The sequence below is a fragment of the Streptomyces sp. NBC_01481 genome (assembly GCF_026339995.1).
Lineage (GTDB): Bacteria > Actinomycetota > Actinomycetes > Streptomycetales > Streptomycetaceae > Streptomyces.
Map to the genome: position 1 here is coordinate 216,817 of NZ_JAPEPT010000007.1, position 26,711 is coordinate 243,527.

Annotated in this window: 22 protein-coding genes; 19 read left to right on the forward strand and 3 right to left on the reverse strand. The window is 70.8% G+C overall.

Translation table 11 applies throughout. From position 1 onward, the window contains the following. Positions 1 to 259: 259 nt before the first annotated feature. The 12 genes from OOK40_RS32925 to OOK40_RS32980 all read left to right on the forward strand — a co-directional run bounded on the left by OOK40_RS32925 (position 260) and on the right by OOK40_RS32980 (position 17,358). Entirely contained in the window at positions 260 to 2,353 is a 2,094-nt protein-coding gene (locus OOK40_RS32925) for an ATP-binding protein (protein ID WP_266488934.1), read from the forward strand. A 114-nt stretch (positions 2,354 to 2,467) separates the two neighbouring features. Further along, a complete protein-coding gene (locus OOK40_RS32930; RefSeq protein WP_266489297.1) occupies positions 2,468 to 4,033 on the forward strand; it encodes a PucR family transcriptional regulator in 1,566 nt (521 codons plus the stop codon). Positions 4,034 to 4,187: 154 nt separating this feature from the next. Continuing rightward, entirely contained in the window at positions 4,188 to 5,108 is a 921-nt protein-coding gene (locus OOK40_RS32935; RefSeq protein WP_266489299.1) for an EamA family transporter, read from the forward strand. 241 nt (positions 5,109 to 5,349) lie between these two features. Continuing rightward, on the forward strand, positions 5,350 to 6,795 hold the full coding sequence (locus OOK40_RS32940) for an aldehyde dehydrogenase family protein (RefSeq protein WP_266488935.1): 1,446 nt from the start codon (positions 5,350 to 5,352) through the stop codon (positions 6,793 to 6,795). Positions 6,796 to 7,015: 220 nt separating this feature from the next. Further along, the gene (locus OOK40_RS32945) at positions 7,016 to 8,962 is read left to right on the forward strand and encodes an acyl-CoA dehydrogenase family protein (protein ID WP_266488937.1); all 1,947 of its coding nucleotides are present in this window, start codon (positions 7,016 to 7,018) and stop codon (positions 8,960 to 8,962) included. Between the two features lie 289 nt (positions 8,963 to 9,251). After that, a complete protein-coding gene (locus OOK40_RS32950; RefSeq protein ID WP_266488939.1) occupies positions 9,252 to 9,935 on the forward strand; it encodes a hypothetical protein in 684 nt (227 codons plus the stop codon). Positions 9,936 to 9,980: 45 nt separating this feature from the next. Next, entirely contained in the window at positions 9,981 to 11,231 is a 1,251-nt protein-coding gene (dxr, locus tag OOK40_RS32955) for a 1-deoxy-D-xylulose-5-phosphate reductoisomerase (protein ID WP_266488941.1), read from the forward strand. Further along, on the forward strand, positions 11,228 to 12,529 hold the full coding sequence (locus OOK40_RS32960; protein ID WP_266488944.1) for an RIP metalloprotease: 1,302 nt from the start codon (positions 11,228 to 11,230) through the stop codon (positions 12,527 to 12,529). Before dxr ends, OOK40_RS32960 begins: the two co-directional genes overlap by 4 nt. Positions 12,530 to 12,690: 161 nt before the next feature. Beyond that, the gene (gene ispG, locus OOK40_RS32965) at positions 12,691 to 13,845 is read left to right on the forward strand and encodes a flavodoxin-dependent (E)-4-hydroxy-3-methylbut-2-enyl-diphosphate synthase (protein WP_266488946.1); all 1,155 of its coding nucleotides are present in this window, start codon (positions 12,691 to 12,693) and stop codon (positions 13,843 to 13,845) included. Between the two features lie 311 nt (positions 13,846 to 14,156). After that, positions 14,157 to 14,999 (forward strand): GNAT family N-acetyltransferase, encoded by an 843-nt coding sequence (locus tag OOK40_RS32970; protein WP_266489302.1) that lies wholly within the window; start codon positions 14,157 to 14,159, stop codon positions 14,997 to 14,999. Positions 15,000 to 15,028: 29 nt separating this feature from the next. Then, complete coding sequence (locus tag OOK40_RS32975; RefSeq protein WP_266488948.1) at positions 15,029 to 15,598, forward strand: GNAT family N-acetyltransferase; 570 nt, start codon at positions 15,029 to 15,031, stop codon at positions 15,596 to 15,598. A gap of 65 nt (positions 15,599 to 15,663) precedes the next feature. Then, on the forward strand, positions 15,664 to 17,358 hold the full coding sequence (locus OOK40_RS32980; RefSeq protein WP_266488950.1) for a proline--tRNA ligase: 1,695 nt from the start codon (positions 15,664 to 15,666) through the stop codon (positions 17,356 to 17,358). Positions 17,359 to 17,496: 138 nt separating this feature from the next. On the opposite strand, the gene OOK40_RS32985 is transcribed toward OOK40_RS32980, so the two are convergent. The 3 genes from OOK40_RS32985 to OOK40_RS32995 are packed head-to-tail and all read right to left on the reverse strand — an operon-like array spanning position 17,497 to position 19,305. Then, on the reverse strand, positions 17,497 to 18,366 hold the full coding sequence (locus OOK40_RS32985; protein WP_266488952.1) for an aminoglycoside phosphotransferase family protein: 870 nt from the start codon (positions 18,364 to 18,366) through the stop codon (positions 17,497 to 17,499). A 23-nt stretch (positions 18,367 to 18,389) separates the two neighbouring features. Then, positions 18,390 to 18,821, reverse strand: a complete 432-nt coding sequence (locus tag OOK40_RS32990) for a ferritin-like domain-containing protein (RefSeq protein ID WP_266488954.1) — start codon at positions 18,819 to 18,821, stop codon at positions 18,390 to 18,392. After that, positions 18,808 to 19,305: a hypothetical protein gene (locus OOK40_RS32995; RefSeq protein WP_266488957.1), complete on the reverse strand. Its 498-nt coding sequence runs from the start codon at positions 19,303 to 19,305 to the stop codon at positions 18,808 to 18,810. Before OOK40_RS32995 ends, OOK40_RS32990 begins: the two co-directional genes overlap by 14 nt. Before the next feature lie 151 nt (positions 19,306 to 19,456). On the opposite strand from OOK40_RS32995, the gene rimP reads away from it, so the two are divergent. The 7 genes from rimP to truB all read left to right on the forward strand — a co-directional run bounded on the left by rimP (position 19,457) and on the right by truB (position 26,481). Continuing rightward, positions 19,457 to 19,954, forward strand: coding sequence for a ribosome maturation factor RimP (gene rimP, locus OOK40_RS33000; RefSeq protein ID WP_266488960.1), 498 nt, complete (start codon positions 19,457 to 19,459; stop codon positions 19,952 to 19,954). Positions 19,955 to 19,956: 2 nt separating this feature from the next. Continuing rightward, on the forward strand, positions 19,957 to 21,000 hold the full coding sequence (gene nusA / locus OOK40_RS33005; RefSeq protein ID WP_266488962.1) for a transcription termination factor NusA: 1,044 nt from the start codon (positions 19,957 to 19,959) through the stop codon (positions 20,998 to 21,000). A gap of 118 nt (positions 21,001 to 21,118) precedes the next feature. Then, the gene (locus OOK40_RS33010) at positions 21,119 to 21,397 is read left to right on the forward strand and encodes a YlxR family protein (RefSeq protein WP_266488964.1); all 279 of its coding nucleotides are present in this window, start codon (positions 21,119 to 21,121) and stop codon (positions 21,395 to 21,397) included. Between the two features lie 147 nt (positions 21,398 to 21,544). Further along, on the forward strand, positions 21,545 to 24,655 hold the full coding sequence (gene infB / locus OOK40_RS33015) for a translation initiation factor IF-2 (protein WP_266488967.1): 3,111 nt from the start codon (positions 21,545 to 21,547) through the stop codon (positions 24,653 to 24,655). Between the two features lie 138 nt (positions 24,656 to 24,793). Beyond that, on the forward strand, positions 24,794 to 25,087 hold the full coding sequence (locus tag OOK40_RS33020) for a DUF503 domain-containing protein (protein WP_266488968.1): 294 nt from the start codon (positions 24,794 to 24,796) through the stop codon (positions 25,085 to 25,087). Between the two features lie 36 nt (positions 25,088 to 25,123). Further along, positions 25,124 to 25,585: a 30S ribosome-binding factor RbfA gene (rbfA, locus tag OOK40_RS33025; protein WP_266488970.1), complete on the forward strand. Its 462-nt coding sequence runs from the start codon at positions 25,124 to 25,126 to the stop codon at positions 25,583 to 25,585. Continuing rightward, positions 25,582 to 26,481 (forward strand): tRNA pseudouridine(55) synthase TruB, encoded by a 900-nt coding sequence (truB, locus tag OOK40_RS33030; protein WP_266488971.1) that lies wholly within the window; start codon positions 25,582 to 25,584, stop codon positions 26,479 to 26,481. Before rbfA ends, truB begins: the two co-directional genes overlap by 4 nt. The last annotated feature ends 230 nt before the right edge of the window (positions 26,482 to 26,711 follow it).

Sequence of the window (26,711 nt, forward strand, 5' to 3'; positions counted from 1 at the left end):
GGGGGGCGACCCCCGGACCCCGGGGAGAGACCGCACAGGGCGGGGCGAACCTGTGCTGTGTCTTCCCGGGGGGCGACCCCCGGACCCCCGGGAGAGACCGCACAGGGCGGGGCGAACCTGTGCTGTGTCTTCCCGGGGGGCGACCCCCGGACCCCCGGGAGAGACCGCACAGGGCGGGGCGAACCTGTGAACTACCCGCGGCGGGCACTAGATTGACGGGTGCACAGAGCGGGCCTGGCTGGTCAGGGGGCAGCGGTTCATGGATTCCGAAGGCACATTCGACGCACGGGGCACACGGTCCAACCCGGTGCCACGGCCCGCGCGGCCACCCGTCGCGCCCGGGATCCCGGCCGTCCCCGGCCACGCCCCGACCACCCGCCCCGCCGTCGCCGACTGGCTGCGCACCCCCCGCCCGGCCGCCGAGCCCGGTGTCTGGCGGCTCGGCCACCGCGCCAGGCCCGACGAGGAGCCGGAGCTCGTTCCGGCCCGGCGGCTCTTCGCCGGCGCCCTCATCGCGCTGCTCAGCGGCTGGCTGCTGTGGTCACTGCTGTGGAACGGCTACCTCGGCCGCTATTGGCTGTGGCCCTTCCTCGTCCTCACCCCGGACTCCTGGAACGGCACCATGGCCCAGGTCGTCGCCTCGTACACCTACTACGCGATCGTTGGCGGCGGCCTGCTCGTGTTCTTCGGCCGGATCGGCCACGTGCCGGAGATCTGGCAACGCTACGTGCTCCGTAGCGACAAGCCGGTCACCGCCCCGCCGCCGCGCCCCGATGCCGACCCCGCCGACTGGCCCGACCTGCGCTCCGCGGGCCTCCTCGACGCGGCGCAGAGCCTTACCGACGCGACCCGCTCGGGCGCGCTCGGCGATGTCGACTACGCAAGGATCCGGCGCGCCTGGCAGGGCGTCCATGCCCGCCCGGACCGGCTCGCCGCCTTCACCGACACCGTGCGCAAGCACGGCGCCGCCGCCTGCGGGCACCCCTCCGGCCTGCGCGACCTGCCCGTACGCACCGCCACCCACGATCTGGCCACCGCCCAGGTCAAGATCGGCACCGCCGTCGACGACGAGCGCAACCCCTATGCCCGCCGCACCACCGGCGTCGCCCTCGAACCCGCGCTTCTCGGGACCTCGCTGCTCGCCGTCGGCCCCTCCGGGTCCGGCAAGAGCGTGCGGCTCGTGCGGCCCGTCGTCGAGTCCATGTGTCTGCTCGCGCTCGCCAACCGCGCCGCCGTCGTCGCCGTCACGGCCTATGGCACCGGGCTCGCCCCCGACGACGCCTTCGACCTCGTCATCGGTGTCGGCCGGCCCGACTCGACCCATGACCTCGACCTCTACGGCGGCGCCGAGGACCCCGACGAGGCCGCCCGCGTACTCGCCGAGGCCCTGGTCGGGGATCTCGCCGCCACCCTGCCCGGCGGCGACAGCAGGCGCGCCGCCACCGCGCTGGCGCAGCTGATCGGGCCCTACCAGTGCGTCCACGGCCACTTCCCGGCCGTACCCGAACTGCGCGAGCTGCTCGGTGGCGCGCCCACTGCCGTGGGCGTACTGCGCACCGCGCTGGAGGCCGCCGGGGAGGCGGCCCAGCTGCGTGAACTGGACGCCCGCGAACGGCAGTCGGCCCGCGCCGACGACATCGGCGTCCTGCTCGCCGAGCGCATCGCCTTCCTGGACCGGCCCGCGTTCGCGGAGTTCTTCCGCACCGACGGCGGCGGCCGGCAGTTCTCGCTGCGCGCCATCGAGCACCCGCTGCGGGTCCGTATCGACCTGCCCGAGCGCGGCCACGCCGAGGCCTCGCGCATAGTGGCGCGCCTGGTGCTCGCTCAGTTCAACGAGGCCGCGCTGACCCGCTCGGACCGCTCGCTCTTCGCGTGTCTCGTCCTCGACGACGCGACCTACACCGTGACCGCCGACTCGGTGCGCGCTGTCCAGCGGCTGCGCTCCGCCAACGCCGGTGTGGTGTTCGCGCTGCGCACGCTGGAGGACGTGCCGGAGCCGCTGCGCGGCCCGCTGCTCGGCGCGGTCGGCTGCCGGATGGCGTTCGCCGGGCTCGCGCCCTGGGACGGCGGCCGGTTCGCCGAGGCCTGGGGCACCGAGTGGGTGCAGACCAGGGACGTCACCAACCGGCAGATCATCTCCGACGAGCCCCTCACCAAGGCGCTGCACATGATGCGCCGCCTGGTGACCGGCAAGGCGGCCACGGCCGAGGCGGTCACGGTCCGCGAGGTCGAGCGGGCCCGCTGGTCTGCCTCCGACCTGGCGCACGCCGTGCCCGCCGGGCATGCGGTGCTCTCGCTGACGACCGTACGGGGCGAGCACGCACCGCCGCTTCTGGTGGATCTGAGGACCTGAGCAGATCCCCGTACTGCTACGCCCTGGCAGAATCGAGGTAGGCCGTTCATACGGGACGGCGAAATCACCCGCATGTCTGCCTCTGCACCTCTGCTCGAAGGGCCCCCGGTCCCCATGCCGCCCACGCTCGCCTCGCTCGTCCAGCACTCGGCGCTCAAACTCACCGTGCGCGCCGGGGAGGACCGGCTGGAGACGCCCGTGCGCTGGGCGCATGTCAGTGAACTCGCCGACCCCGTGCCGTACATGGAGGGCGGCGAGCTGCTGCTGGTGACGGCGATGACTCTGGACGCCGAGGACCGCGAGGCCATGCGGCGCTACGTACGCAGGCTGGTGGGCGCCGGTGTCGTCGGGCTCGGCTTCGCGGTCGGCGTGTACTACGAGGACATCCCGGACGCGCTGGTCGAGGCCGCGAAGGAGGAGGACCTGCCGCTGCTCGCCGTGCCGCGTCGCACGCCCTTCCTCGCCATCAGCAAGGCGGTCTCGGCGGCGATCGCGGCCGACCAGTACCGCGCGGTGACGGCCGGTTTCGAGGCCCAGCGGGAGCTGACGCGGGCCGCGCTCGCCGAAGGCCCGGGGGCCGTCGTCGCCCGGCTCGCCGCGACCGTGGACGGCTGGGCCGCGCTGTACGACGCCTCCGGTGCCGTCGTCGCCGCGGCTCCCGAATGGGCCGCTCGCCGGGCCGCGCGGCTCACCGCCGACGTGGAGCGGCTGCGCGAGCGGCCCGCACCCGCCAGCGCGGTGGTCGGCGACACCGACGACGACCGGGTCGAACTGCAGTCGCTGGGCAGCGGACGTCGGGTCCGCGGCGCGCTGGCCGTTGGCACGGGAGCCCCGCTCGGCACCGCCGAGCGCTATGCCGTGCACTCCGCCGTCGCCCTGCTGACCCTCACCACCGAGCGCTCGCGCTCGCTCCAGGCCGCCGAACAGCGCCTCGGCGCCGCGGTGCTGCGCATGCTGCTCTCCGGCCAGCAGGACCATGCCCGCGCGGTCGCCGGGGACCTGTACGGCGGACTGCTCGACGCGCCCTTCCGGCTGCTGATCGCCGAACTCGCGGGCGAGCCGGACCCGGCCGCCGAGGACCCGCTGCCGGCCTTCGCCGAATCGCTGGAGGCCGCGGCGTCCCGGGCCCCCGAGCCCCTGCTCGTCGTCCCCGACGTCGACGGCCGTCTCGTGGTGCTGGCCGCGGACGGGGGCGCGGTCGTCGCGGCCTGCACCGCGGCGTACGCCGACAAGGAGGCCGAGGACGCCGAGGTGGTCGTCGGGCTCTCGGCGCCGACCGGGCCGATTGCCGCCGCAGGCGCGTACAAACAGGCCGAACAGGCGCTCTCGGTGGCCCGGCGCCGCGGCCGCGCCCTCGTCGAGCACGAGGAGCTGGCCGCCGGCTCCATCCTGCCGCTGCTCGCGGACGACGCGGTGCGCGCCTTCGCGGACGGCATGCTGCGCGCGCTGTACGAGCACGACGCGACCGGCAGGGGCGATCTGGTCGCCTCGCTGCGCGCCTGGCTCTCGCGCCACGGCCAGTGGGACGCGGCAGCCGCCGACCTCGGAGTCCACCGCCATACGCTGCGCTACCGGATGCGCCGGGTCGAGGAGATCCTGGGCCGCTCGCTGGACGACCCGGACGTACGTATGGAGCTGTGGCTGGCGCTGAAGACGACGGCGGGCCCGTCGACCGAATAATCGGCGGGCGCCATTGATTCTTCCGATTTCGTGCCCGAAGTCGGGCAAAATCATTGGAACTTGCCAGCCGAAGTGCCTAAAGTCCTGCCTCGTGGCCACCAACTCCAGCACCCCCGAGGCAGGCGCTTCCCCCTCGGACACCCCCGCGCCCGACATCTCCGACGCCCTCGTGGCGGCCGAACCCCGCCGCCGGATATCCGGAGCCGTATGGGGCGCGCTCGCCATCGTGTACGTGGTCTGGGGCTCCACCTACCTCGGTATCCGGGTCGTCGTGGAGACCATGCCGCCCTTCCTCTCAGCGGGGGCCCGCTTCATCGTCGCGGGGCTGATCCTCGCCGGGCTCGTGGCCTGGCGGCAGGGGACGGCGGCTCTCAAGGTCACCCGGGTCCAGCTCGCATCCACGGCCGTGGTCGGCCTGCTGCTCCTGCTCGGCGGCAACGGAATGGTCGTACTCGCCGAGACCTCGGTGCCCTCCGGGCTCGCCGCCCTGCTGATCGCCGTCGTGCCCGCGTGGGTGGTCGTGCTGCGCAGGGCCTTCGGCGAGCGGCCCGGCCTCGGCGCTTATCTGGGCGTGCTGCTCGGGCTGGCGGGCCTGGCCGTGCTGACCCTGCCCGGCCTCAGCGGTGACGTGCGCCTGTGGGGCGTCCTCACCGTGATCGTGGCGACCGTCATGTGGTCGGTGGGCTCCTTCTCCTCCTCGCGCATCCCGATGCCTGCCAATCCCTTCGCGGCCAGTGCGTACGAGATGGTCGCGGGCGGCATCGGCTGTCTGCTGGTGGGCCTCGGCCGGGGCGAGCAGTACGGCTTCGCCCTCGACGAGGTCTCCGGCCGCTCCTGGACGGCGCTCGGCTATCTCGTCGTCTTCGGCTCGGTCGTCGCGTTCACGGCGTACGCCTGGCTGCTGCACTCCGCGCCGCTGTCCCTGGTCGCGACGTACGCGTACGTCAATCCGGTGGTCGCCGTCCTCCTCGGAGCGCTGATCCTGAACGAGCAGCTGACCTGGCCGATCGCCCTCGGCGGTGCGGTCGTCGTGGCGGGGGTCTTCCTGATCGTCTCGACGGAACGCCGCCGCTAGTTTCCCCACCGGGCCGGCGATTGAGGCCGGGCGTCGCGTCCTCCCGTCGCGGTTCGCCCGCGAAACCACCCACCGGACAGCAACCGCCAACGCCCCCCGGCCCACGCTCACCACGATCCCGGTGACTGGCCAAAGCGGCGGACACGCCGCGCCCACCACTCCACCCCGGACAAACGCCGACGCGCCCTCCCGCCCCTACCGTGGGGCAGAGACACCCCATCTATCTCGGAAGGGCCGGGACATGACCTCCACCCACGCCTTCTGGCTCGCCGGCCGCGAGGCCACCGGCGAGACCGCCCTCGACGTCACCTCCCCCTGGGACGGACGCCTCGTCGGCCAGGTCTCGGTCCCGACCGAGGCCCAGATCGAGGAGGCCGTGGCCGCCGCGCATGCCGTGCGGGACGAGTTCGCGGCCACCCCGGCCCATGTACGCGCCACCGCACTCGACCATGTGTCGCGCCGGCTCGCAGAGCGCACCGAGGAGATCGCCCAGCTGATCTCCGCCGAGAACGGCAAGCCGGTCAAATGGGCCCGCGGTGAGGTCGGCCGTGCCGTCTCCGTCTTCCGCTTCGCCGCCGAAGAGGCCCGCCGCTTCAACGGCGGCGAGGCCCAGCGCCTCGACACCGACGCCGGTGGCCAGGGCCGTCTCGCGCTCACCCGCCGCTTCCCCAAGGGTGTCGTCCTCGGTATCGCGCCGTTCAACTTCCCGCTGAACCTCTGCGCCCACAAGATCGCCCCCGCGATCGCGGTCGGCGTGCCGATCATCCTCAAGCCCGCCCCGGCGACCCCGCTCTCCGGCCTGATCATCGGCGAGCTGCTCGCCGAGACCGAGCTGCCCGTGGGTTCCTGGTCCGTGCTCCCGGTCCCGAACGACCAGATGCCCGCCCTCGTCCAGGACGAGCGCCTTCCGGTCATCTCCTTCACCGGCTCCGACAAGGTCGGTTACGCGATCATGGACTCGGTGCCGCGCAAGCACTGCACCCTGGAGCTGGGCGGTAACGGCGCGGCCGTCGTCCTCGGCGACTTCGCGTCCGAGCAGGATCTGGACTGGGCGGCGACCCGTATCGCCACCTTCTCCAACTACCAGGGCGGCCAGTCCTGCATCTCCGTGCAGCGCGTGATCGCCGACGCCACGGTGTACGACCGGCTGCTGCCGAAGATCGTCGCTGCCGTCGAGGCCCAGGTCACCGGCGACCCGTCCGACAGCGCCACCGACGTCGGCCCGCTGGTCAGCGAGGACGCCGCCAAGCGCGTCGAGTCCTGGGTGGACGAGGCCGTGCAGGCGGGCGCGAAGCTGCTCGCGGGCGGCAAGCGCGACGGCGCCTCCTACGCGCCGACCGTCCTCACCGACGTCCCCGAGGACACCACGCTGGCCTGCGAGGAGGTCTTCGGACCGGTCCTGACGGTCCGGAAGGTCGATGGGGAGGCCGAGGCCTTCGCCGCGGTCAACGACTCCAAGTACGGCCTGCAGGCGGGTGTGTTCACGCACGACGTGCAGACCGCCTTCCGCGCCCACCGTGCTCTCGAGGTCGGCGGCGTGATCATCGGCGACGTCCCCTCGTACCGCGCGGACCAGATGCCGTACGGCGGCGCCAAGCAGTCCGGCGTGGGCCGCGAGGGCGTGCGCTACGCGATGGACGACTACACCTACGAGCGGGTGCTGGTCCTCACGGGCCTCGCGCTGTAGCCCGCGCGCCCTTAACCCGTACGCGTCAAGACCGACGGCCGGAGCCCACTGTGCGGGGGCTCCGGCCGTTGCCGTTTTCTCCCGCACTTCCCTCCACTGCGGTACGCGGACTGGTGGAGAGGGCAGGAATCGGGTACTACGGACGAGTAGCACCGGTCGGTAGAGCGTGTGTGCCCCGGCCGACGCCCCGGAAGCCCCGACTCGCGGCGAGGTGAGCCTCATGTCCGCACCACTCGACACGACACAGACTCCGAAGGTCAGTGAGCGCGAAGCGCGACAGGTCGCCGAGGCCGCGCGCGAAAAGGACTGGCGCAAGCCAAGCTTCGCCAAAGAGCTCTTCCTCGGCCGCTTTCGCCTCGATCTGATCCATCCGCACCCGTTGCCCGCGGACGAGGACACCCGGCGTGGCGAGGCTTTCCTCGCCAAGCTGCGCGACTTCTGCGAGACGAAGATCGACGGGGCGCTGATCGAGCGCGAGGCGCGGATCCCCGACGAGGTGATCAACGGACTCAAGGAACTCGGCGCGCTCGGTATGAAGATCGACCCGAAGTACGGGGGCCTCGGCCTGACCCAGGTGTACTACAACAAGGCGCTGGCCCTTGCCGGATCCGCCAGCCCCGCCATCGGCGTGCTGCTCTCCGCGCACCAGTCGATCGGCGTACCGCAGCCCCTGAAGATGTTCGGCACGCCCGAACAGAAAGAGCGGTTTCTGCCGCGCTGCGCCCGCACCGACATCTCCGCCTTCCTGCTCACCGAGCCGGACGTCGGCTCCGACCCTGCACGCCTGGCGACCACGGCCTTGCCCGACGGGGACTCGTACGTCCTCGACGGCGTCAAGCTCTGGACCACCAACGGCGTCGTCGCCGACCTGCTCGTCGTCATGGCCAGGGTGCCGAAGAGCGAGGGCCACAAGGGCGGCATCACCGCCTTTGTCGTCGAGGCCGCCTCGGAGGGCATCACCGTCGAGAACCGCAACTCCTTCATGGGGCTGCGCGGCATCGAGAATGGCGTAACCCGCTTCCACCAGGTCCGGGTCCCCGCGGAGAACCGCATCGGCTCCGAGGGCGCTGGTCTGAAGATCGCCCTCACCACGCTCAACACCGGCCGCCTCTCGCTGCCCGCCTCCTGTGTAGCGGCCGGCAAGTGGGCCCTGAAAATCGCCCGGGAGTGGTCCGTCGCGCGCGAGCAGTGGGGCAAGCCGATCGCCAAGCACGAGGCCGTCGGCTCGAAGATCTCCTTCATTGCGGCGACCACCTTCGCCCTCGAGGCGGTGCTCGACCTGTCCAGTCAGATGGCTGACGAGGACCGCAACGACATCCGTATCGAAGGCGCGCTGGCCAAGCTCTTCGCCTCCGAGATGGGTTGGGTCATGGCCGACGAGCTGGTCCAGATCCGGGGCGGCCGCGGCTTCGAGACGGCGGACTCCCTTGCGGCCCGCGGCGAACGGGCCGTGCCCGCCGAGCAGATCCTGCGCGACCTGCGCATCAATCGCATCTTCGAGGGCTCTACCGAGATCATGCATCTGCTGATCGCCCGCGAGGCGGTCGACGCACACCTCAAGGTGGCGGGCGACCTGATCGACCCGGACAAGTCGCTCGGCGACAAGGCCAAGGCCGGCGCCCACGCAACCGCCTTCTACGCCCGCTGGCTGCCCAAACTGGTCGCAGGACCGGGTCAACTCCCGCGCACGTACAGCGAGTTCCACCCGGCGGGCCATGCGGATCTCTCCGGCCATCTGCGCTACGTCGAACGCTCGGCCCGCAAGCTTGCCCGCTCCACCTTCTACGCCATGTCCCGCTGGCAGGGCAGGATGGAGACCAAGCAGGGCTTCCTCGGCCGCATCGTCGACATCGGCGCGGAACTCTTCGCGATGAGCGCGGCATGCGTACGCGCGGAGCTGCTGCGCACGAGCGAGGACCACGGCCGCGCGGCGTACCAACTGGCCGACGTCTTCTGCCGTCAGGCCCGCATCCGCGTCGAGGAGCTCTTCACGCGCCTGTGGTCCAACACCGACGACCTGGACCGCAAGGTCGTGGACGGCGTGCTGTCCGGCTCGTACACCTGGCTGGAACAGGGCATCGTCGACCCCAGCGGCGAGGGCCCCTGGATCGCCGACGCGACGCCCGGCGCGTCCGAACGCACCAACCTCCACCGTCCGATCCGCTGATTGCTCGACCGCTCCGGCGCCCCTGCCCCACAATCGACCTCTGATCACGGATCACGGTCAACACGGAAACGGGGCAGGGATGTTCGGGGCGGGGAATCGGAGTGACCGACCAGGCCCTGTCCGGTCGATCAGGCCGGATCAGCGAGCGGGGTCTGGCGTGGTGCATCGCAAGGCGGAGGAAGGAGCCCACGCGGAGCGTAGGCGACTGACGACAACGCAGCGAGGTGCCGTGCCAGGGCACGCGAGCCCGGCAAGATCGGCCGGACAGGGCCTAGGGACGGCCGCCCTTGTGGCGGTCGTCCTCGGCGGTATCGGCGCCTGCGACGGCGCCAAGGAGAAGAAGTCCGACGACAAGCCCCCTGCTGCCGCCCCCGCCGCCCTGACCGAGGCGCAACTCAAGGCCGTCTCCTTCACCGAGGGCGAGAAGGTCGGCGCGTACACCGCATCCGAGTACACCCTCGGTGGGCCGCTCGGGGAGGATTACACCGCCGATCCCGCCGTCTGCCGGCCCCTCGTCAGCCTCGCCAAGGGCGCCACCGCCCACGACCCCGCCGCCGAGGTCAACCGTGAGGTCGACGTACCCGGACAGATGGCCGGACTCAGCGTTGCCGTACAGCTGCGGTCGTACGAGAAAGCTCGGGCCACCGCCGTCATGAAGGCACTGGCCACCGCGGGAACCTCGTGCGCCGGGGGCTACATCGAGGAGCGTGCCCTCGCCAGGGCGACGGTCCTCACCGTGCAGCCCGTCAAGGCGCCCGCCTTCGGGGACGAGGCCAGGGCGTACCGCTTCACCGTCCTGGATGTGAAGGGGAAGCTGAAGCTGTACGAGTACCTGACCGTCGTCCGCTCCGGCTCGACCACCCTGTCCTTCCGCGCCGAGTTCCTCGGTACCAAGGACATCGGAAAGGTGCCCGAAGAGGTCATGAACGCCCAGTGGGAGAAGTTCGCTGCGGGCGCGAAGAGCGGCGCATAGGGACGCACTGTCCAGTCGGACAGCAGTTACGGCCACAATGGGGTCATGAGCGACAGCCCATCCCCCCTCGCCGACCCGCATCTCGCCTTCGACGCGACCGAAGGCCGCCGCGACATCGTCGTCCTCGGCTCCACCGGGTCCATCGGCACCCAGGCCATCGACCTGGTTCTGCGCAACCCCGACCGCTTCCGTGTCACCGCGCTCTCCGCCGCCGGCGGGCGGGTCGCACTCCTCGCCGAGCAGGCGCGGCAGTTGCGGGTCGACACGGTCGCGGTGGCCCGCGAGGACGTGGTGCCCGCACTGCGCGAGGCGCTGGCCGAGCAGTACGGCTCCGAACCCGTACCCGAGATCCTGGCGGGCCCCGAGGCCGCCACCCAGCTTGCCGCATCCGCCTGTCACACCGTGCTCAACGGCATCACCGGCTCCATCGGCCTCGCGCCCACCCTCGCCGCCCTCGAAGCGGGCCGCACCCTCGCCCTCGCCAACAAGGAGTCGCTCATCGTGGGCGGGCCGCTGGTCAAGGCGCTCGCCAAGCCCGGCCAGATCATCCCCGTCGACTCCGAGCACGCCGCCCTCTTCCAGGCGCTGGCGGCAGGGACGAGAGCCGATGTGCGCAAGCTCGTGGTGACGGCCTCCGGCGGCCCGTTCCGCGGCCGTACCCGCGCCGAGCTGGCGGATGTCACTCCCAAGGACGCCCTCGCGCACCCCACCTGGGCGATGGGCCCGGTCATCACCGTCAACAGCGCGACGCTGGTCAACAAGGGTCTTGAGGTCATCGAGGCGCATCTCCTCTACGACATCCCCTTCGAGAGCATCGAGGTCGTCGTCCACCCCCAGTCCTATGTCCACTCCATGGTGGAATTCTCGGACGGCTCCACCCTCGCCCAGGCCACCCCGCCCGATATGCGCGGCCCGATCGCCATCGGCATCGGCTGGCCCGAGCGGGTCCCCGACGCCGCACCCGCCTTCGACTGGACCAAGGCCTCGACCTGGGAGTTCTTCCCGCTCGACACCGAGGCCTTCCCCTCGGTGGGACTCGCCAGGCACGTGGGGGAGCTGGGCGGAACAGCCCCGGCGGTGTTCAATGCCGCGAACGAGGAGTGCGTGGACGCTTTCCTCGCCGGGCGGCTGCCGTTCAACGGAATCATGGATACGGTCACCGAAGTCGTCACCGAGCACGGTGTGCCCGCCAGGGGAACTCCGCTCACGGTGGCGGACGTCCTGGAAGCGGAGACCTGGGCCCGGGCACGGGCGCGGGAACTGGCAGTGAAGGCGACAGCGGAGGCTCGCGCATGACGATTCTGTTGACGGTTATCGGCATAGCTCTCTTTGCTGTGGGCCTGCTGATCTCCATCGCCTGGCACGAGCTCGGCCATCTGTCGACGGCGAAACTCTTCGGTATCCGGGTGCCCCAGTACATGGTCGGCTTCGGCCCGACCATCTGGTCCCGGCACAAGGGCGAGACGGAGTACGGGATCAAGGCCATCCCGGCCGGCGGCTACATCCGCATGATCGGGATGTTCCCGCCCGGCGACGACGGCCGGATCGAGTCGCGGTCCACCTCGCCGTTCCGCAGCATGATCGAGGACGCCCGCTCGGCGGCCTTCGAGGAGCTCAAGCCCGGCGACGAGAACCGTCTCTTCTACACGCGCAAGCCCTGGAAGCGCGTGATCGTGATGTTCGCGGGACCGTTCATGAATCTGGTCCTCGCCGTCGCGATCTTCCTCGGCGTCGCTATGGCGTACGGCTTCGCCACCCAGACCACCGAGGTCGCGGGCGTACAGAAGTGCGTCATCTCGCAGAGCGAGGACCGTGACACCTGCAAGAAGGGCGACCCCGTCTCGCCCGCCCAGGCCGCCGGCCTGAAGGTGGGCGACAAGATCGTCGCCTTCAACGGAGAGCCCGTCGCCGACTGGACCACGCTGTCCAACCACATCCGCGAGACGATCGGCCCGGCCGCCATCACCGTCGAGCGGGACGGCAAGCAGCAGGTCCTCAAGGCCACGCTTGCCAAGAACCTGGTGGTCAGGAAGGACGCGGACGGAGAGCCCGTTCCCGAGGACTTCGTCGAGGCCGGCTATCTCGGCTTCGCGGCGCGGACCGAGATCCTGCCGCTCTCCTTCACCGACTCCGTGGACCGCATGGGCGACATGCTCGAGAACGGCGTCGAGTCCATCGTCGCGCTTCCGTCCAAGATCCCCGACCTGTGGAACGCGACTTTCTCGGACGGCGAGCGCAAGGCCGACTCCCCGGTCGGCGTGGTCGGCGCGGCCCGCATCAGCGGTGAGGTGCTCAACCTGGACGTCCCGACGCAGAGCATCATCGCGACGTTCATGATGCTGCTCGCGGGCTTCAACCTCTCCCTGTTCCTGTTCAACATGCTGCCCCTGCTGCCGCTGGACGGCGGACATATCGCGGGAGCTGTGTGGGAGTCCGTACGCCGCAACATCGCCAAGGTGTTCCGGCGTCCCGACCCGGGTCCCTTCGACGTCGCCAAGCTGATGCCGGTCGCCTATGTGGTGGCGGGAATCTTCATCTGCTTCACCCTGCTCGTGCTGGTCGCCGACATCGTCAACCCGGTCAAAATCAGCTGAATGATCCCTTTGGTGACGGCTGGACACCCTTTGTGTCCGGCCTTCACCTTTGTGTGGCGTTTCCCTTGCGATGTGCTCCGGTCAACCTCCGTGCCGTAATCTCGGAGCCTGGAGCCCGCCGATCTCGGGACCTCGATCCACACCTTGGGGTTGCACAGCAGATGACTGCAATTTCTCTCGGAATGCCGTCCGTTCCGACGAAGCTCGCCGACCGGAGGGTCAGTCGCAAGATCCAGGTCGGCTCCGTGGCCGTCGGCGGGGACGCGCCCGTGTCCGTGCAGTCGATGACGACGACCCGGACCTCCGACATCGGCGCGACGCTGCAGCAGATCGCCGAGCTCACCGCCTCCGGCTGCCAGATCGTACGGGTCGCCTGCCCCACCCAGGACGACGCGGACGCGCTCGCCACCATCGCGCGGAAGTCCCAGATCCCCGTCATCGCGGACATCCACTTCCAGCCGAAGTACGTCTTCGCGGCGATTGACGCGGGCTGCGCCGCGGTCCGGGTCAACCCGGGCAACATCAAGCAGTTCGACGACAAGGTCAAGGAGATCGCCAAGGCGGCGGGCGAGGCCGGCACCCCGATCCGTATCGGCGTCAACGCGGGCTCGCTGGACGCCCGGCTGCTGAAGAAGTACGGCAAGGCCACCCCCGAGGCGCTCGTCGAGTCCGCCCTCTGGGAGGCGTCCCTCTTCGAGGAGCACGGCTTCCGCGACATCAAGATCTCGGTCAAGCACAACGACCCGGTCGTCATGGTCAACGCCTACCGGCAGCTCGCCGCCCAGTGCGACTACCCCCTCCACCTCGGCGTCACCGAGGCCGGACCCGCCTTCCAGGGCACCATCAAGTCCGCCGTCGCCTTCGGCGCACTGCTCTCCGAGGGCATCGGCGACACCATCCGGGTCTCGCTCTCCGCCCCGCCCGCCGAAGAGGTCAAGGTCGGCATCCAGATCCTGGAGTCCCTCAACCTCAAGCAGCGCCGCCTGGAGATCGTCTCCTGCCCGTCGTGCGGCCGCGCCCAGGTCGACGTCTACAAGCTCGCGGACCAGGTCAGCGCCGGCCTGGAGGGCATGGAGGTGCCGCTGCGCGTCGCCGTCATGGGCTGCGTCGTCAACGGCCCGGGCGAGGCCCGCGAGGCCGACCTCGGCGTCGCCTCCGGCAATGGCAAGGGCCAGATCTTCGTCAAGGGCGAGGTCATCAAGACCGTCCCCGAGTCGAAGATCGTCGAGACCCTCATCGAAGAGGCGCTGAAGATCGCCGACCAGATGGAGAAGGACGGCGTTCTGTCGGGCGAGCCCGAGGTCTCCGTCAGCTGATCAGCGCGTACCGGCCCCGTTGTACGCCCCAGGGCGTTCAGCGGGCCAAGGGGGTGCCTTGTGGATCTTGCCGGGCTCGCGTGCCCTGGCACGCACGCTCGCTGCGTTGTCGTCAGTCGCCTACGCTCCGCGTGGGCTCCTTCCTCCGCCTTGCGATCGCACGCACCACAGTGACATCAGCCGCTCCGCGGCGGGCCGCTCGCTGACCCGGCCTGATCCACAAGGCACCCCCTTGCGCTGAGCTCGGCAGGCCCTGGACCTGCCAGGTACAGTTCGGAGATCAGCAGACCGTATGGTGAGGCCCCCTCGTGTTGACGCAGACCACCACCCGGGTCCTCGACCCCAGTGACCTCGGCGCAGCGCTCGCCATCCTGGAGAGCGAGCCTGTCGCCAACGCCTTCATCACGTCGCGCGTCCAGGTCGCCGGACTCGACCCGTGGCGCCTGGGCGGTGAGATGTGGGGCTGGTACGCCGACGGGCGGCTGCGCTCGCTGTGCTACTCCGGCGCCAACCTCGTCCCCATCTGTGCCACCCCCGAGGCCGTGCGCGCCTTCGCCGACCGGGCGCGCAGAGCCGGCCGCCGCTGCTCCTCCATCGTCGGCCCCGCCGAGCCCACCTCCCAGCTGTGGGGGCTGCTGGAGCCGAGCTGGGGCCCGGCCAGGGACGTACGCGCAAACCAGCCGCTGATGGTCACCCAGCAGATTCCCCAGGGCATCGAGCCCGACCCGTACGTCCGCCGGATCCGCAAGGACGAGATGGACGTGATCATGCCGGCCTGCGTGGCGATGTTCACCGAGGAGGTCGGCATCTCGCCGATGGCCGGCGACGGCGGACTGCTCTACCAGGCCCGCGTCGCCGAACTCGTCGGCGCCGGACGGTCGTTCGCCCGCATCGACGACGGCCAGGTCGTCTTCAAGGCCGAGATCGGCGCGGCCACCAACGAGGCCTGCCAGATCCAAGGCGTCTGGGTGGCACCGGAGTTCCGCGGCCGCGGGCTGTCCGAGACCGGCATGGCGGCCGTGCTGCGCTACGCCCTCGCGGACGTCGCCCCGGTCGTCAGCCTCTACGTCAACGACTACAACACCGCAGCCCGAGCGGCATACCGCAGGGTCGGTTTCAGCGAGGTCGGCGCCTTCATGAGCGTGCTGTTCTGACCTCGAGCCGCGCAAAGTAGGGTTCGCGCATGGCAGCACTCTCAGGCGGTGGACCGCAGACCCCCAGCGTCGTCGTGGCCCCGGTCGATCTCTCCGCGCGGATCGACGAAGCCCTCGCGGTGCAGGCCCTCGCTTTCGGGCTCAGCGACGACGAGGTCGAGGTGCGCCGCCATATCGTCTACCGGCATCTCCTGCACCCCGGCGCGCGTGCGCTGGGCGCGCTGACGGAGACGGGACGGCTCGTCGGCTTCGTGTACGGCATGCCCAACAGCCGCACCCACTGGTGGTCCACCGTCGTCGAGCCGTATCTGCGCCGCAACGGCACCGACAGCTGGCTCGACGACTCCTTCGTGATCACCGAGCTCCATGTCCACCCCGGCTTCCAGGGGCGCGGCATCGGCCGCTCGCTGATCACCACGATCACCGACAGCGTCGAGCAGCCGCGCTCGATCCTCTCCGCGATCGACATCGAGAGCCCGGCCCGCGGCCTGTACCGCGCGCTCGGCTACCAGGACCTCGCGCGCCAGGTGATGTTCCCCAGTGCACCCAGTCCGTACGCCGTGATGGGCGCCCCGCTGCCGCTGCTGCGCGACAACTGATTTCCGCCTGCCGGTGCGGCCCGGCTAACCTCCTGCTCATCACACATTCCGAGCAGGAGTTCACCATGGCCCAGGTCCAGCGCATGTCCCGTCTGATGGTCAAGACACTGCGCGACGACCCGGCGGACGCCGAGACGCTCAGCCACAAGCTTCTGGTGCGCGCCGGTTACGTCAGGCGCAACGCCGCCGGTATCTGGTCCTGGCTGCCGCTGGGCAAGAAGGTCCTGGAGAACGTCACTCGCGTGGTGCGCGAGGAGATGGACGCGATCGGCGCGCAGGAGGTGCTGCTGCCGGCGCTGCTGCCCAAGGAGCCCTACGAGGCGACGGGCCGCTGGGAGGAGTACGGCGCGGAGCTTTTCCGCCTCCACGACCGCAAGGGCGCGGACTACCTCCTCGGCCCGACGCACGAGGAGATCTTCACCCAGCTTGTCAAGGATCAGTGCACGTCCTACAAGGACCTGCCCGTGATCCTCTACCAGATCCAGACGAAGTACCGCGACGAGGCGCGTCCGCGTTCGGGCATCCTGCGCGGCCGCGAGTTCCAGATGAAGGACTCGTACTCCTTCGACACGAGCGACGAGGGCCTGGCCGAGTCGTACGCGCTGCACCGCGAGGCGTACATCAAGACCTTCCGGCGCCTCGGGCTCGAGCACCGCATCGTCTCGGCGGTCTCGGGCGCGATGGGCGGCTCGGCGTCGGAGGAGTTCCTGGCTCCGGCCGCGGCGGGCGAGGACACCTTCGTCTACTGCCCCTCCTGCGACTACGCCGCGAACACCGAGGCCGTGACCTTCGCGGCCGAGGCCGTCGACGCCGCCGGGCACGGTCCCGTCGAGGAGCTGGACACCCCCGACACCCCCACGATCGAGTCGCTCGCCGAGCACCTGGGCGTCCCTGCCTCGGCCACGCTCAAGAACCTCCTGGTCAAGGTCGACGGCGAGATCGTCGCGGTGGGTGTGCCCGGCAACCGCGAGGTGGACCTGGGCAAGCTGTCGGACCACCTGGCCCCCGCGGAGGTCGAGCTGGTCACCGCTGAGGACTTCACGGGCCGCCCCGACCTCGTACGCGGCTACGTCGGCCCGCAGGGCCTGGAGAAGGTCCGCTACATCGCCGACCCGCGGGTCGCGCCCGGCACCGCGTGGATCACCGGCGCGAACAAGCCCGACACACACGCGCGCAATGTCGTCGCGGGCCGGGACTTCACGGTCGACGACTACCTCGACGTGGTCGTCGTCGAGGACGGCGACCCGTGCCCCAAGTGCGGGGCGGGGCTGAAGCTCGACCGCGCCATCGAGATCGGCCACATCTTCCAGCTGGGCCGCAAGTACGCCGACGCCTTCCAGCTCGACGTCCTCGGTCAGAACGGCAAGCCGGTCCGGGTGACCATGGGCTCGTACGGCATCGGCGTCTCCCGCGCGGTGGCTGCCCTGGCCGAGCAGACGGCCGACGACAAGGGCCTGTGCTGGCCGCGCGAGATCGCCCCGGCGGACGTCCACGTGGTCGCCGCGGGCAAGGCGCTCCAGACGGAGCTGGCTCTGGAGGTCGCGGAGCAGCTGGCGGCGGCGGGCCTGCGGGTGCTCGTCGACGAGCGGCCGGGTGTCTCGCCGGGTGTGAAGTTCACCGACGCGGAGCTGATCGGCGTCCCGAAGATTGTGGTGGCGGGACGTCGTGCGTCGGAGGGCGTGGTGGAACTGAAGGACCGCCGGACGGGTGAGCGCGAGGAGCTGACGGTGGCGGAGGCGGTGTCGCGGCTGCGGGGGTAGCGCCTGCGGCGGGCCTTGTCCCCTACCCGCCCCTTCCCGAACTGGGGGCAAGCCCCCACACCCCCGTACGCCCTTCCGGCGTTTGAGGCGCGGGGTCTGGGGCGGAGCCCTAGTTACGGGAAGGGGCGGGGTGGGGAACTACAACCAGCCCGCGAACTCCAGCGCCAGTTCCCCCTCCCGCCGCCGCCCCGCAGCAATCGCCCGCGTACCCGACTCCACCGCCCTGAACAGCGTCCACCCCCGCAAACGGTCCGCGTCCACCTCGAGCGAGTCCGCCAGCCTGTTCACCCTGCGGCGGGCCGCCGACGCTCCCGCCGCGGAGGCGATCAGGTCCTCGACGCGGTCGCGGACCAGCCGGGCCAGGTCGTAGGCGCGCTCTCCGACCAGCGGCTCGGGGCCGACCGCCAGCCAGGGGGTGCGGTCGGCCGCGAGGACCTTGCCCTGGCGGAAGTTGCCGTGCAGCAGCAGGAGTTCGGGGGACAGGGCAGTGAGCTCGTCCCGCGCCGAGAGCGCCGCCGAGACCAGCCCGGCCGATCCGGCGGACGCCCGCATCGCCTCCGCCTGACGTGCCGTCCGTTCCGCGACCGTCTCGAAGTCGTGGTCCGCCGGAGGCTCGACCCACAGCCGCCGCACCGCCCCCGCCGCCTCCAGCAGCGCCTTGGCCTCCGGCAGGGACCGCAGCGAGACTTCCGGATGCAGCCGTTCGAGCAGCAGCGCGCCGTCCCCGGCGCCGAGGAGACGGACCGTGCCGAAACCGTCCCAGTGCGCGAGCGCCGCCCGCTCCAGGGGCGGGGACGCGGAGGGCGGGGCGACCTTGAGCGCCGCGGCCGTGCCGTCGGGCCGGCGTACGAGAAGGACCAGACTGCTCCGGCCGCCGGGTGCCATCACCCGCTCGACGTCCAGCTCCCAGCGGTCCGCCGCCTCCTGGACGGTCTTGGGCAGCTGCCCGAGCCAGTCGTCACTCTCGCCCAGAGCCCGGACGAGCCGCTGCGGCGCTTCGAAAGCCATGCGTTCGTTGATCCTTTTCCCCTTCAGCCTGTTCGACTCCCGGACCGCTCGGCGAGCCCAGGAAAGGCTACGCCGCTGCCGCGCCAGCGCACCGCGCGGACGGCCGCCTCGCGCAGCGCGCCCGCAGCCTCCTTCCGCAGCGGTCCGCCCGCGGCCCGTACGAGGTCGGAGTAGACGTTCGCGACCCGGTCCTCCAGCACGGCGGCGAGCCGCAGGGCCGCGGCCGCGTCCGGGACCGGAAAGGGCAGCGCGTACGCGGCGGCCGACGCGGCGGGCTCGCCGCCCAGGTCGCGGGCCGTGCGGGCCAGCGCGTCACGGCGGGCCCGGTGCGCGGCGTAGGCGGCCTTCACCTCGGCCCTGCGGGCCTCGCCGATCCGGCCGCCGACGACCCCGTACCCGTACACCGCCGCGTGCTCGGCCGCGAGCGCGGCCTGTATGGCGTCAAGCGTGCTCATCGCGAGCCCCCTTCGTCAGCAGGTACTCATGCGTGGCGCCGGCCGCCGCCACCGAGGCGAGCAGCCGCGCCAGCTCCGGCTCCGCGTCGAGGAGCGCGGCGGAGTACGCGTCGCAGGTGCGGCGCTCGGCCGCGGCCAGTGATCTGAGCGCGGCCGGGGCATCGGCGGGAACCGGTGTCGCCGACGCCACCCGCGTCGTCTCTCCGAGCGCCGTGACATGCTCGGCGACCGCGGCCCGCAGGGCGGCCAACTGCCCTGCCAGGGCCGGATGTTGCGCGATGACGGCGTCGTACTGGTCACGCAGAGCACCGCTCTCCGCGGCGAGCCGCCGCCGCAGCGTCGCCCGAGCGCGCGCCGGATCGGGAGCCGAGCCGGCGGTGCGTCGGCGCTCCGGCTCCTCGTTCGAACAGCCCGTCAACGCCGTGACCGCGACCGCACCCGTCGCGATGAGCGCGCGCCTGCGTGTCGTCGCCGTGCGCCCCACGCCTGTCTCCCTACGACCATTGATCATCGCCGCAGGCGAGCGTACCTGCGAGTCCGGCACAGGTGGACGGCAACACCCCTCGGAACCGGATACCCTTTGAGCTGACACGCGACGATCCCACAACAGCACACGCGGCCGAGGAGTCACCCGGATGAGCACCACCCAGAGCGAGAGGCTGCGCGGGCTGCTGGAACCGCTCGTCAGCGCCGCGGACCTGGATCTGGAAGAGATCGAGGTGTCCCGGGCGGGCAAGCGCCGCATGCTGAGGATCATCGTGGATTCCGACGAGGGCGCCACGCTGGACGCCTGTGCCGAGCTGAGCCGCGTCATCTCGCAGAAGCTCGATGAGACGGACGAGATGGGCGACGGCGAGTACGTACTCGAAGTGAGCTCGCCCGGCGCCGACCGCCCGCTGACCGAACACCGCCACTACGTTCGCGCGACCGGCCGCCTTGCGAAGCTCCAGCTGCACGAGAGCGGCGAACTGGTGGCGCGCATCCTCACCGTGGACGACGAGGGACTCGACCTCGAGGTGCCAGGTGTGAAGGGGCGCAAGCCCACCTCCCGCCGGGTCGCCTTCGCGGAGATCGCCAAGGCCCGCGTGGAGCTCGAGTTCAACCGCAAGGACAAGAAGGAAGAGGAGGCGTAGCCGTGGACATCGACGTAAAGCTCCTGAAGGGCTTGGCACAAGAGAAGGAGATCCCCTTCGACCTGCTGGTCGAGGCGATCGAGTCGGCCCTCCTCATCGCGTACCACCGCACCGAGGGCAGCCGCCGCCACGCCCGTGTCGTGCTGAGCCGGGACACCGGCCATGTGACGGTGTGGGCCAAGGAGGACGCTGCCGACCTCGAAGAGGGTCAGGAGCCCAAGGAGTTCGACGACACTCCCTCCGACTTCGGCCGGATCGCGGCCACGACCGCCCGCCAGGTCATCCAGCAGCGGCTGCGGGACGCCGAGAACGACGTCACCTTCGGTGAGTACGCCCGCCGTGAGGGCGATGTCGTCGCGGGCATGGTGCAGCAGGGCAAGGACCCCAAGAACGTCCTGGTCAGGCTGGACGACAAGCTTGAGGCCATCCTTCCGGTGCAGGAGCAGGTGCCGGGCGAGGAGTACACCCACGGCCTGCGCCTGCGTACGTACGTCGTGCGCGTCGCCAAGGGTGTGCGCGGTCCGTCCGTGACCCTGTCGCGCACCCACCCGAACCTGGTGAAGAAGCTCTTCGCGCTGGAGGTCCCGGAGATCGCGGACGGCAGCGTCGAGATCGCGGCGATCGCCCGCGAGGCCGGCCACCGCACCAAGATCGCTGTTCGCTCGACCCGCTCCGGGCTGAACCCGAAGGGTGCCTGTATCGGCCCGATGGGCAGCCGTGTGCGTAATGTCATGGCCGAGCTGCACGGCGAGAAGATCGACATCGTGGACTGGTCGGACGACCCGGCCGAGATGGTGGCGAACGCCCTCTCGCCGGCCCGCGTCAGCAAGGTGGAGATCGTCGACCTCGGCGCCCGTTCCGCGCGGGTGACCGTGCCCGACTACCAGCTGTCGCTGGCGATCGGCAAGGAGGGGCAGAACGCCCGCCTGGCCGCCCGCCTCACCGGCTGGCGCATCGACATCCGCCCGGACACGGAGCAGAGCGGCGAGCAGGGTTCCGAGCACCGATCCGAGCACCGATCCGAGCACCGCTCCGACCAGGGCTGAGGAATGAATCCGTTCGGGACGCCGTTGCGCTGACGGCGGGACCCGGCCGCGATCAAGACAACAACCGTTCGATTCTTGCCCCAAAGGGGTGAGGTCGGTGCGGGGAGGTAGACTGAAGGTGTCTGGCCGGACGCGTGCCCGCGCATGCCCTGAGCGAACCTGTGTGGGATGCCGGGAGCGGGCGGCCAAGAGCGATCTGCTGCGCATCGTGGTGACCGGAGACGCCTGCGTCCCCGATGATCGCGGTACGCTGCCCGGCCGGGGTGCATATGTACACCCCGCCTTGGTCTGTCTCGACCTGGCGGTTCGCCGCCGGGCGTTTCTCCGGGCCTTCAGGGCCAAGGGACCGCTCGATACCGCCGATGTACGGCGGTATGTCGAGCAGGCAGCACAGTAAGAAGAGAACGGCACGGGACCCCGTGCGGTCAGGTACCTCGCGAGTTGGAAGTAGGTCGAGATTGCGATGAGCACTCGATGAGTACGCGATGAGTACGCCCATGAAGTAGCGACGGTCCGGCGGTAACCCGGACCTAAAAGGAGCGAAGTGGCTAAGGTCCGGGTATACGAACTCGCCAAGGAGTTCGGTGTGGAGAGCAAGGTCGTCATGGCCAAGCTCCAAGAACTCGGTGAATTCGTCCGTTCGGCGTCCTCGACGATCGAGGCGCCGGTTGTACGTAAATTGACTGACGCTTTGCAGGGACCCGGTGGCAACGCCGGCAAGTCCGCTGCCAAGCCCGGCGCGCCCCGCAAGGCCGCGCCCGCCAAGCCTGCTGCGCCGTCCCCGGCGTCGTCGGCCCGTCCCGCTGCCCCCAAGCCCGGCGTCCCGGCCCCCAAGCCGGCCGCAGCCGAGGCTCCGGCGAGCAGCGCCCCCTCTGTGGCCCCGGCTTCCCAGGGTCCGCGTCCGGGCCCCAAGCCCGCACCGGCCAAGCCCGCTCCGGCGGCTCCGGTGCCCGCGGCCGAGTTCTCGGCCCCGGCTCCGGCCCAGCCCGCCGCGCCGCAGGCCCCGCGTCCCGCGGGTGCCACTCCCGGCCCGCGTCCCGCCCGTCCGGCTCCGGCCGGCGGTCAGCGTGACGGCGGCCGTGATGGTGGCCGTGACGGTGGCCGTGGTGGCGAGCGTCCCGCACGTCCCGCCGGTCAGGGCGCCCCGCGTCCCGGCGGCCGCCCGGCCGGTCCCCGTCCGGGCAACAACCCCTTCACCTCGGGTGGCTCCACCGGTATGGCGCGCCCGCAGGCGCCCCGTCCGGGTGGTGCCCCGCGCCCCGGCGGCGGTCAGGACCGTCCCGGCGCCCCGCGTCCGCAGGGTGGTCCCGGCGGCGCTCCCCGACCGCAGGGTCAGGGCGGCGCCCGTCCGAGCCCCGGCGGCATGCCGCGTCCGCAGGCTCCCCGCCCCGGTGGCGGCCCCGCGGGTAACCGCCCGAACCCGGGCATGATGCCGCAGCGTCCCGCTGCCAGCCCCCGTCCTGGTGGCGGTCCTGGTGGTGGCGGTGGCCGTGGTCCCGGTGGCGGCGGCGGTCGTCCCGGCGGTGCCGGTGGCGGTCGTCCCGGTGGTGGCGGCGGCGGTTTCGCCGGTCGTCCCGCCGGTCCCGGTGGCGGTCGTCCCGGTGGCGGCGGCGGCGGTTTCGCCGGTCGTCCCGGTGGCGGTGGCCCCGGTGGTGGCGGTGGCTTCGGTGGCGGCGGTGGCCGTCCCGGCTTCGGCGGTCGTCCGGGTGGTCCCGGCGGCCGTGGTGGCACGCAGGGTGCCTTCGGCCGTCCCGGCGGCCCGGCGCGTCGTGGCCGTAAGTCGAAGCGGCAGAGGCGCCAGGAGTACGAGGCCATGCAGGCCCCGTCGGTCGGCGGTGTGATGCTGCCTCGCGGCAACGGCGAGACCGTTCGCCTGTCGCGCGGTGCGTCCCTCACCGACTTCGCGGAGAAGATCAACGCCAACCCGGCGTCGCTCGTCGCCGTGATGATGAACCTCGGCGAAATGGTCACGGCCACGCAGTCGGTCTCCGACGAGACGCTGCAGCTGCTGGCCGACGAGATGAACTACACCGTTCAGATCGTCAGCCCCGAGGAGGAGGACCGCGAGCTTCTCGAGTCCTTCGACATCGAGTTCGGCGAGGACGAGGGCGGCGAGGAGATGCTCGTCTCCCGTCCGCCGGTCGTGACCGTCATGGGTCACGTCGACCACGGTAAGACCCGACTGCTGGACGCGATCCGCAAGACGAACGTCGTTGCGGGCGAGGCCGGCGGTATTACGCAGCACATCGGTGCGTACCAGGTCGGCACCGAGGTCAACGGTGAAGAGCGCAAGATCACCTTCATCGACACCCCGGGTCACGAGGCGTTCACCGCCATGCGTGCCCGTGGTGCCAAGTCCACCGACATCGCGATCCTCGTGGTCGCGGCGAACGACGGTGTGATGCCCCAGACGATCGAGGCGCTGAACCACGCCAAGGCGGCCGGTGTGCCGATCGTGGTCGCGGTCAACAAGATCGACGTCGAGGGCGCGGACCCGACCAAGGTGCGCGGTCAGCTGACCGAGTTCGGTCTGGTGGCCGAGGAGTACGGCGGCGACACCATGTTCGTCGACATCTCCGCCAAGCAGGGTCTGCACATCGACTCCCTGCTGGAGGCCGTGGTCCTCACCGCGGACGCTTCGCTCGACCTCCGGGCGAACGCCGAGATGGACGCGCAGGGTATTGCGATCGAGGCCCACCTCGACCGCGGCCGCGGTGCTGTCGCCACTGTGCTCGTCCAGCGCGGAACGCTCCGCGTCGGCGACACGATGGTCGCCGGTGACGCGTACGGCCGTGTCCGGGCGATGCTCGACGACAACGGCAACAACGTCGAGGAAGCGGGTCCGTCGACCCCCGTCCTGGTCCTGGGTCTCACCAACGTCCCCGGCGCCGGCGACAACTTCCTGGTCGTGGACGAGGACCGTACGGCCCGTCAGATCGCCGAGAAGCGTGCTGCGCGTGAGCGCAACGCCGCCTTCGCCAAGCGCACTCGCCGGGTGTCCCTCGAGGACCTCGACAAGGTGCTCAAGGCCGGTCTGGTGCAGGATCTCAACATCATCATCAAGGGCGACGCGTCCGGTTCGGTGGAGGCTCTCGAGTCCTCGCTGCTCCAGCTCGACGTCGGCGAAGAGGTCGAGATCCGTGTCCTGCACCGTGGTGTGGGTGCGGTCACCGAGTCCGACATCGACCTGGCGATGGGCTCCGACGCCATCGTCATCGGCTTCAACGTCCGTGCGGCCGGCCGTGCCGCGCAGATGGCGGAGCGCGAGGGCGTCGACGTCCGGTACTACTCGGTGATCTACCAGGCCATCGAGGAGATCGAGGCGGCCCTCAAGGGCATGCTCAAGCCGGAGTACGAAGAGGTCGAGCTCGGTACGGCGGAGATCCGCGAGGTCTTCCGCTCGTCCAAGCTGGGCAACATCGCGGGTGTTCTCATCCGTTCCGGCGAGGTCAAGCGCAACACCAAGGCCCGTCTCATCCGCGACGGCAAGGTCATCGCGGAGAGCCTCAACATCGAGGGTCTGCGCCGCTTCAAGGACGACGTCACAGAGATCCGCGAAGGCTTCGAGGGCGGTATCAACCTCGGAAACTTCAACGACATCAAGATCGACGACGTCATCGCGACGTACGAGATGCGCGAGAAGCCTCGCGGCTGATCGACAGCTCTGACCGGGGCCGGTCGACGGGACGTATTTCCGTCGATCGGCCCCGGCCGTTGCGTGTACGGTTCTTGTGTCCCTGCCAAGTCGTTGGCGGGGCCGTCGAACCCGTACCGGCGGGACATCCGGGCATACATGTATGTGGGGACACTGTCCTTCGATCTGCTTCTCGGCGACGTACGGTCGCTGAAGGAGAAGCGTTCCGTGATCCGCCCGATCGTGGCCGAGCTCCAGCGCAAATACGCGGTGAGCGCGGCGGAGACCGGCGGTCAGGATCTCCATCGCCGGGCCCAGATCGGCCTGGCCGTGGTGTCCGGGGAGACCGGGCACCTCACAGATGTACTCGACCGGTGCGAGCGCCTCGTCGCCGCCCGGCCCGAGGTGGAGCTGCTGTCGGTTCGACGCAGGCTCCACAGCGACGAAGACTGAATGAGCTGGGCACAGCAGGAAAAGGGAGAAGGACCAGTGGCCGACAACGCGCGGGCGAAAAAGCTGGCGGACCTCATCCGGGAGGTGGTCGCCGAGAAGATGCAGCGCGGCATCAAGGACCCGCGTCTGGGCACGCACGTGACCATCACGGACACCCGCGTCACCGGCGACCTGCGGGAGGCCACGGTCTTCTACACGGTCTACGGCGACGACGAGGACCGGGCGAGCGCGGCGGCCGGACTGGAGAGCGCCAAGGGCGTCCTGCGGTCGGCGGTCGGAGCGGCGGCGGGGACGAAGTTCACGCCGACCCTGACCTTCGTGGCGGACGCCCTCCCGGAGAACGCCAAGACGATCGAGGACCTCCTCGACAAGGCACGGGCCTCCGACGCCAAGGTGCGCGAGGCGTCCTCGGGCGCGGCGTACGCGGGCGAGGCCGACCCGTACCGCAAGCCGGAGGATGACATTTCCGCCGCGGGTGGGGACGAAGCCTCCGAATGACGCAGCACAACAAGACGCCGGACGGCCTTGTCATCGTCGACAAGCCGTCCGGCTTCACTTCGCACGACGTCGTCGCCAAGATGCGCGGGATCGCAAGGACCCGCCGCGTCGGGCATGCGGGGACGCTGGACCCCATGGCCACCGGTGTGCTGGTCCTGGGCGTCGAAAAGGCCACCAAACTCCTCGGTCACCTCGCGCTGACTGAGAAGGAGTATCTCGGCACCATCAGGCTGGGGCAGAACACCGTCACCGACGACGCCGAGGGCGAGATCACGTCCTCCACGGACGCCTCCAAGGTGACCCGGGAAGCGATCGACGCGGGCGTGGCGGCGCTGAGCGGCGACATCATGCAGGTGCCGTCGAAGGTCAGCGCCATCAAGATCGACGGCAAGCGGTCGTACGCGCGCGTGCGCGGGGGCGAGGACTTCGAGATCCCCGCCCGTCCGGTGACCGTCTCGGCATTCCGCGTCTACGACGTACGGGACGCGGAGGCCCAGGACGGGACTCCGGTCGTCGACCTGGTGGTCTCGGTCGTCTGCTCGTCCGGTACGTACATCCGCGCCCTCGCCCGTGACCTCGGCGCCGGTCTCGGTGTCGGCGGGCATCTCACGGCGCTGCGGCGTACCCGGGTCGGTCCCTACGGCCTGGACGCGGCGAAGACGCTGGAGCAGCTCCAGGAGGAGCTGACCGTGATGCCGATCGCCGATGCTGCCGCCGCGGCGTTCGCCCGCTGGGACGTGGACGAGAAGCGCGCCAAGCTGCTCATCAACGGTGTACGGCTGGACATGCCCGCCTACGACACCGCGCCCGTGGCGGTCTTCGGGCCCGACGGCCGCTTCCTGGCACTGGTCGAGGAGCAGAAGGGCAAGGCCAAGAGCCTCGCCGTCTTCGGCTGACCGGGTCGGCCTGTGAGGTCCCATCGTGGAACGGGCAGGGCCACTGCCCGTTCCACGATCCCCCTCGCCCAAGGGTCTATCCGCCGCGCACCCGGGATTCACCCCATCAGGGAGGCGCTCGGAGTGAACGGCGGGTGTACTGGGGGGCGCGTTCAGTACGCGCCCCTCGGCGAGTACGTCGACCACAGACCCGGGCAGCCCGGTGCCGATGCGAACCGACGGTCGCGGGC

Coding starts and splice junctions, on each gene's coding strand:
- OOK40_RS32930 (WP_266489297.1), top strand. CDS start 2,468: ATGCCGCCCACGCTCGCCTCGCTCGTCCAGCACTCGGCGCTCAAACTC.
- OOK40_RS32990 (WP_266488954.1), bottom strand. CDS start 18,821: ATGAGCACGCTTGACGCCATACAGGCCGCGCTCGCGGCCGAGCACGCG.
- OOK40_RS32925 (WP_266488934.1), top strand. CDS start 260: ATGGATTCCGAAGGCACATTCGACGCACGGGGCACACGGTCCAACCCG.
- dxr (WP_266488941.1), top strand. CDS start 9,981: ATGAGCGACAGCCCATCCCCCCTCGCCGACCCGCATCTCGCCTTCGAC.
- OOK40_RS32945 (WP_266488937.1), top strand. CDS start 7,016: ATGTCCGCACCACTCGACACGACACAGACTCCGAAGGTCAGTGAGCGC.
- OOK40_RS32975 (WP_266488948.1), top strand. CDS start 15,029: ATGGCAGCACTCTCAGGCGGTGGACCGCAGACCCCCAGCGTCGTCGTG.
- OOK40_RS32980 (WP_266488950.1), top strand. CDS start 15,664: ATGGCCCAGGTCCAGCGCATGTCCCGTCTGATGGTCAAGACACTGCGC.
- rimP (WP_266488960.1), top strand. CDS start 19,457: ATGAGCACCACCCAGAGCGAGAGGCTGCGCGGGCTGCTGGAACCGCTC.
- ispG (WP_266488946.1), top strand. CDS start 12,691: ATGACTGCAATTTCTCTCGGAATGCCGTCCGTTCCGACGAAGCTCGCC.
- OOK40_RS32940 (WP_266488935.1), top strand. CDS start 5,350: ATGACCTCCACCCACGCCTTCTGGCTCGCCGGCCGCGAGGCCACCGGC.
- OOK40_RS32960 (WP_266488944.1), top strand. CDS start 11,228: ATGACGATTCTGTTGACGGTTATCGGCATAGCTCTCTTTGCTGTGGGC.
- OOK40_RS32985 (WP_266488952.1), bottom strand. CDS start 18,366: ATGGCTTTCGAAGCGCCGCAGCGGCTCGTCCGGGCTCTGGGCGAGAGT.
- truB (WP_266488971.1), top strand. CDS start 25,582: ATGACGCAGCACAACAAGACGCCGGACGGCCTTGTCATCGTCGACAAG.
- OOK40_RS33020 (WP_266488968.1), top strand. CDS start 24,794: ATGTATGTGGGGACACTGTCCTTCGATCTGCTTCTCGGCGACGTACGG.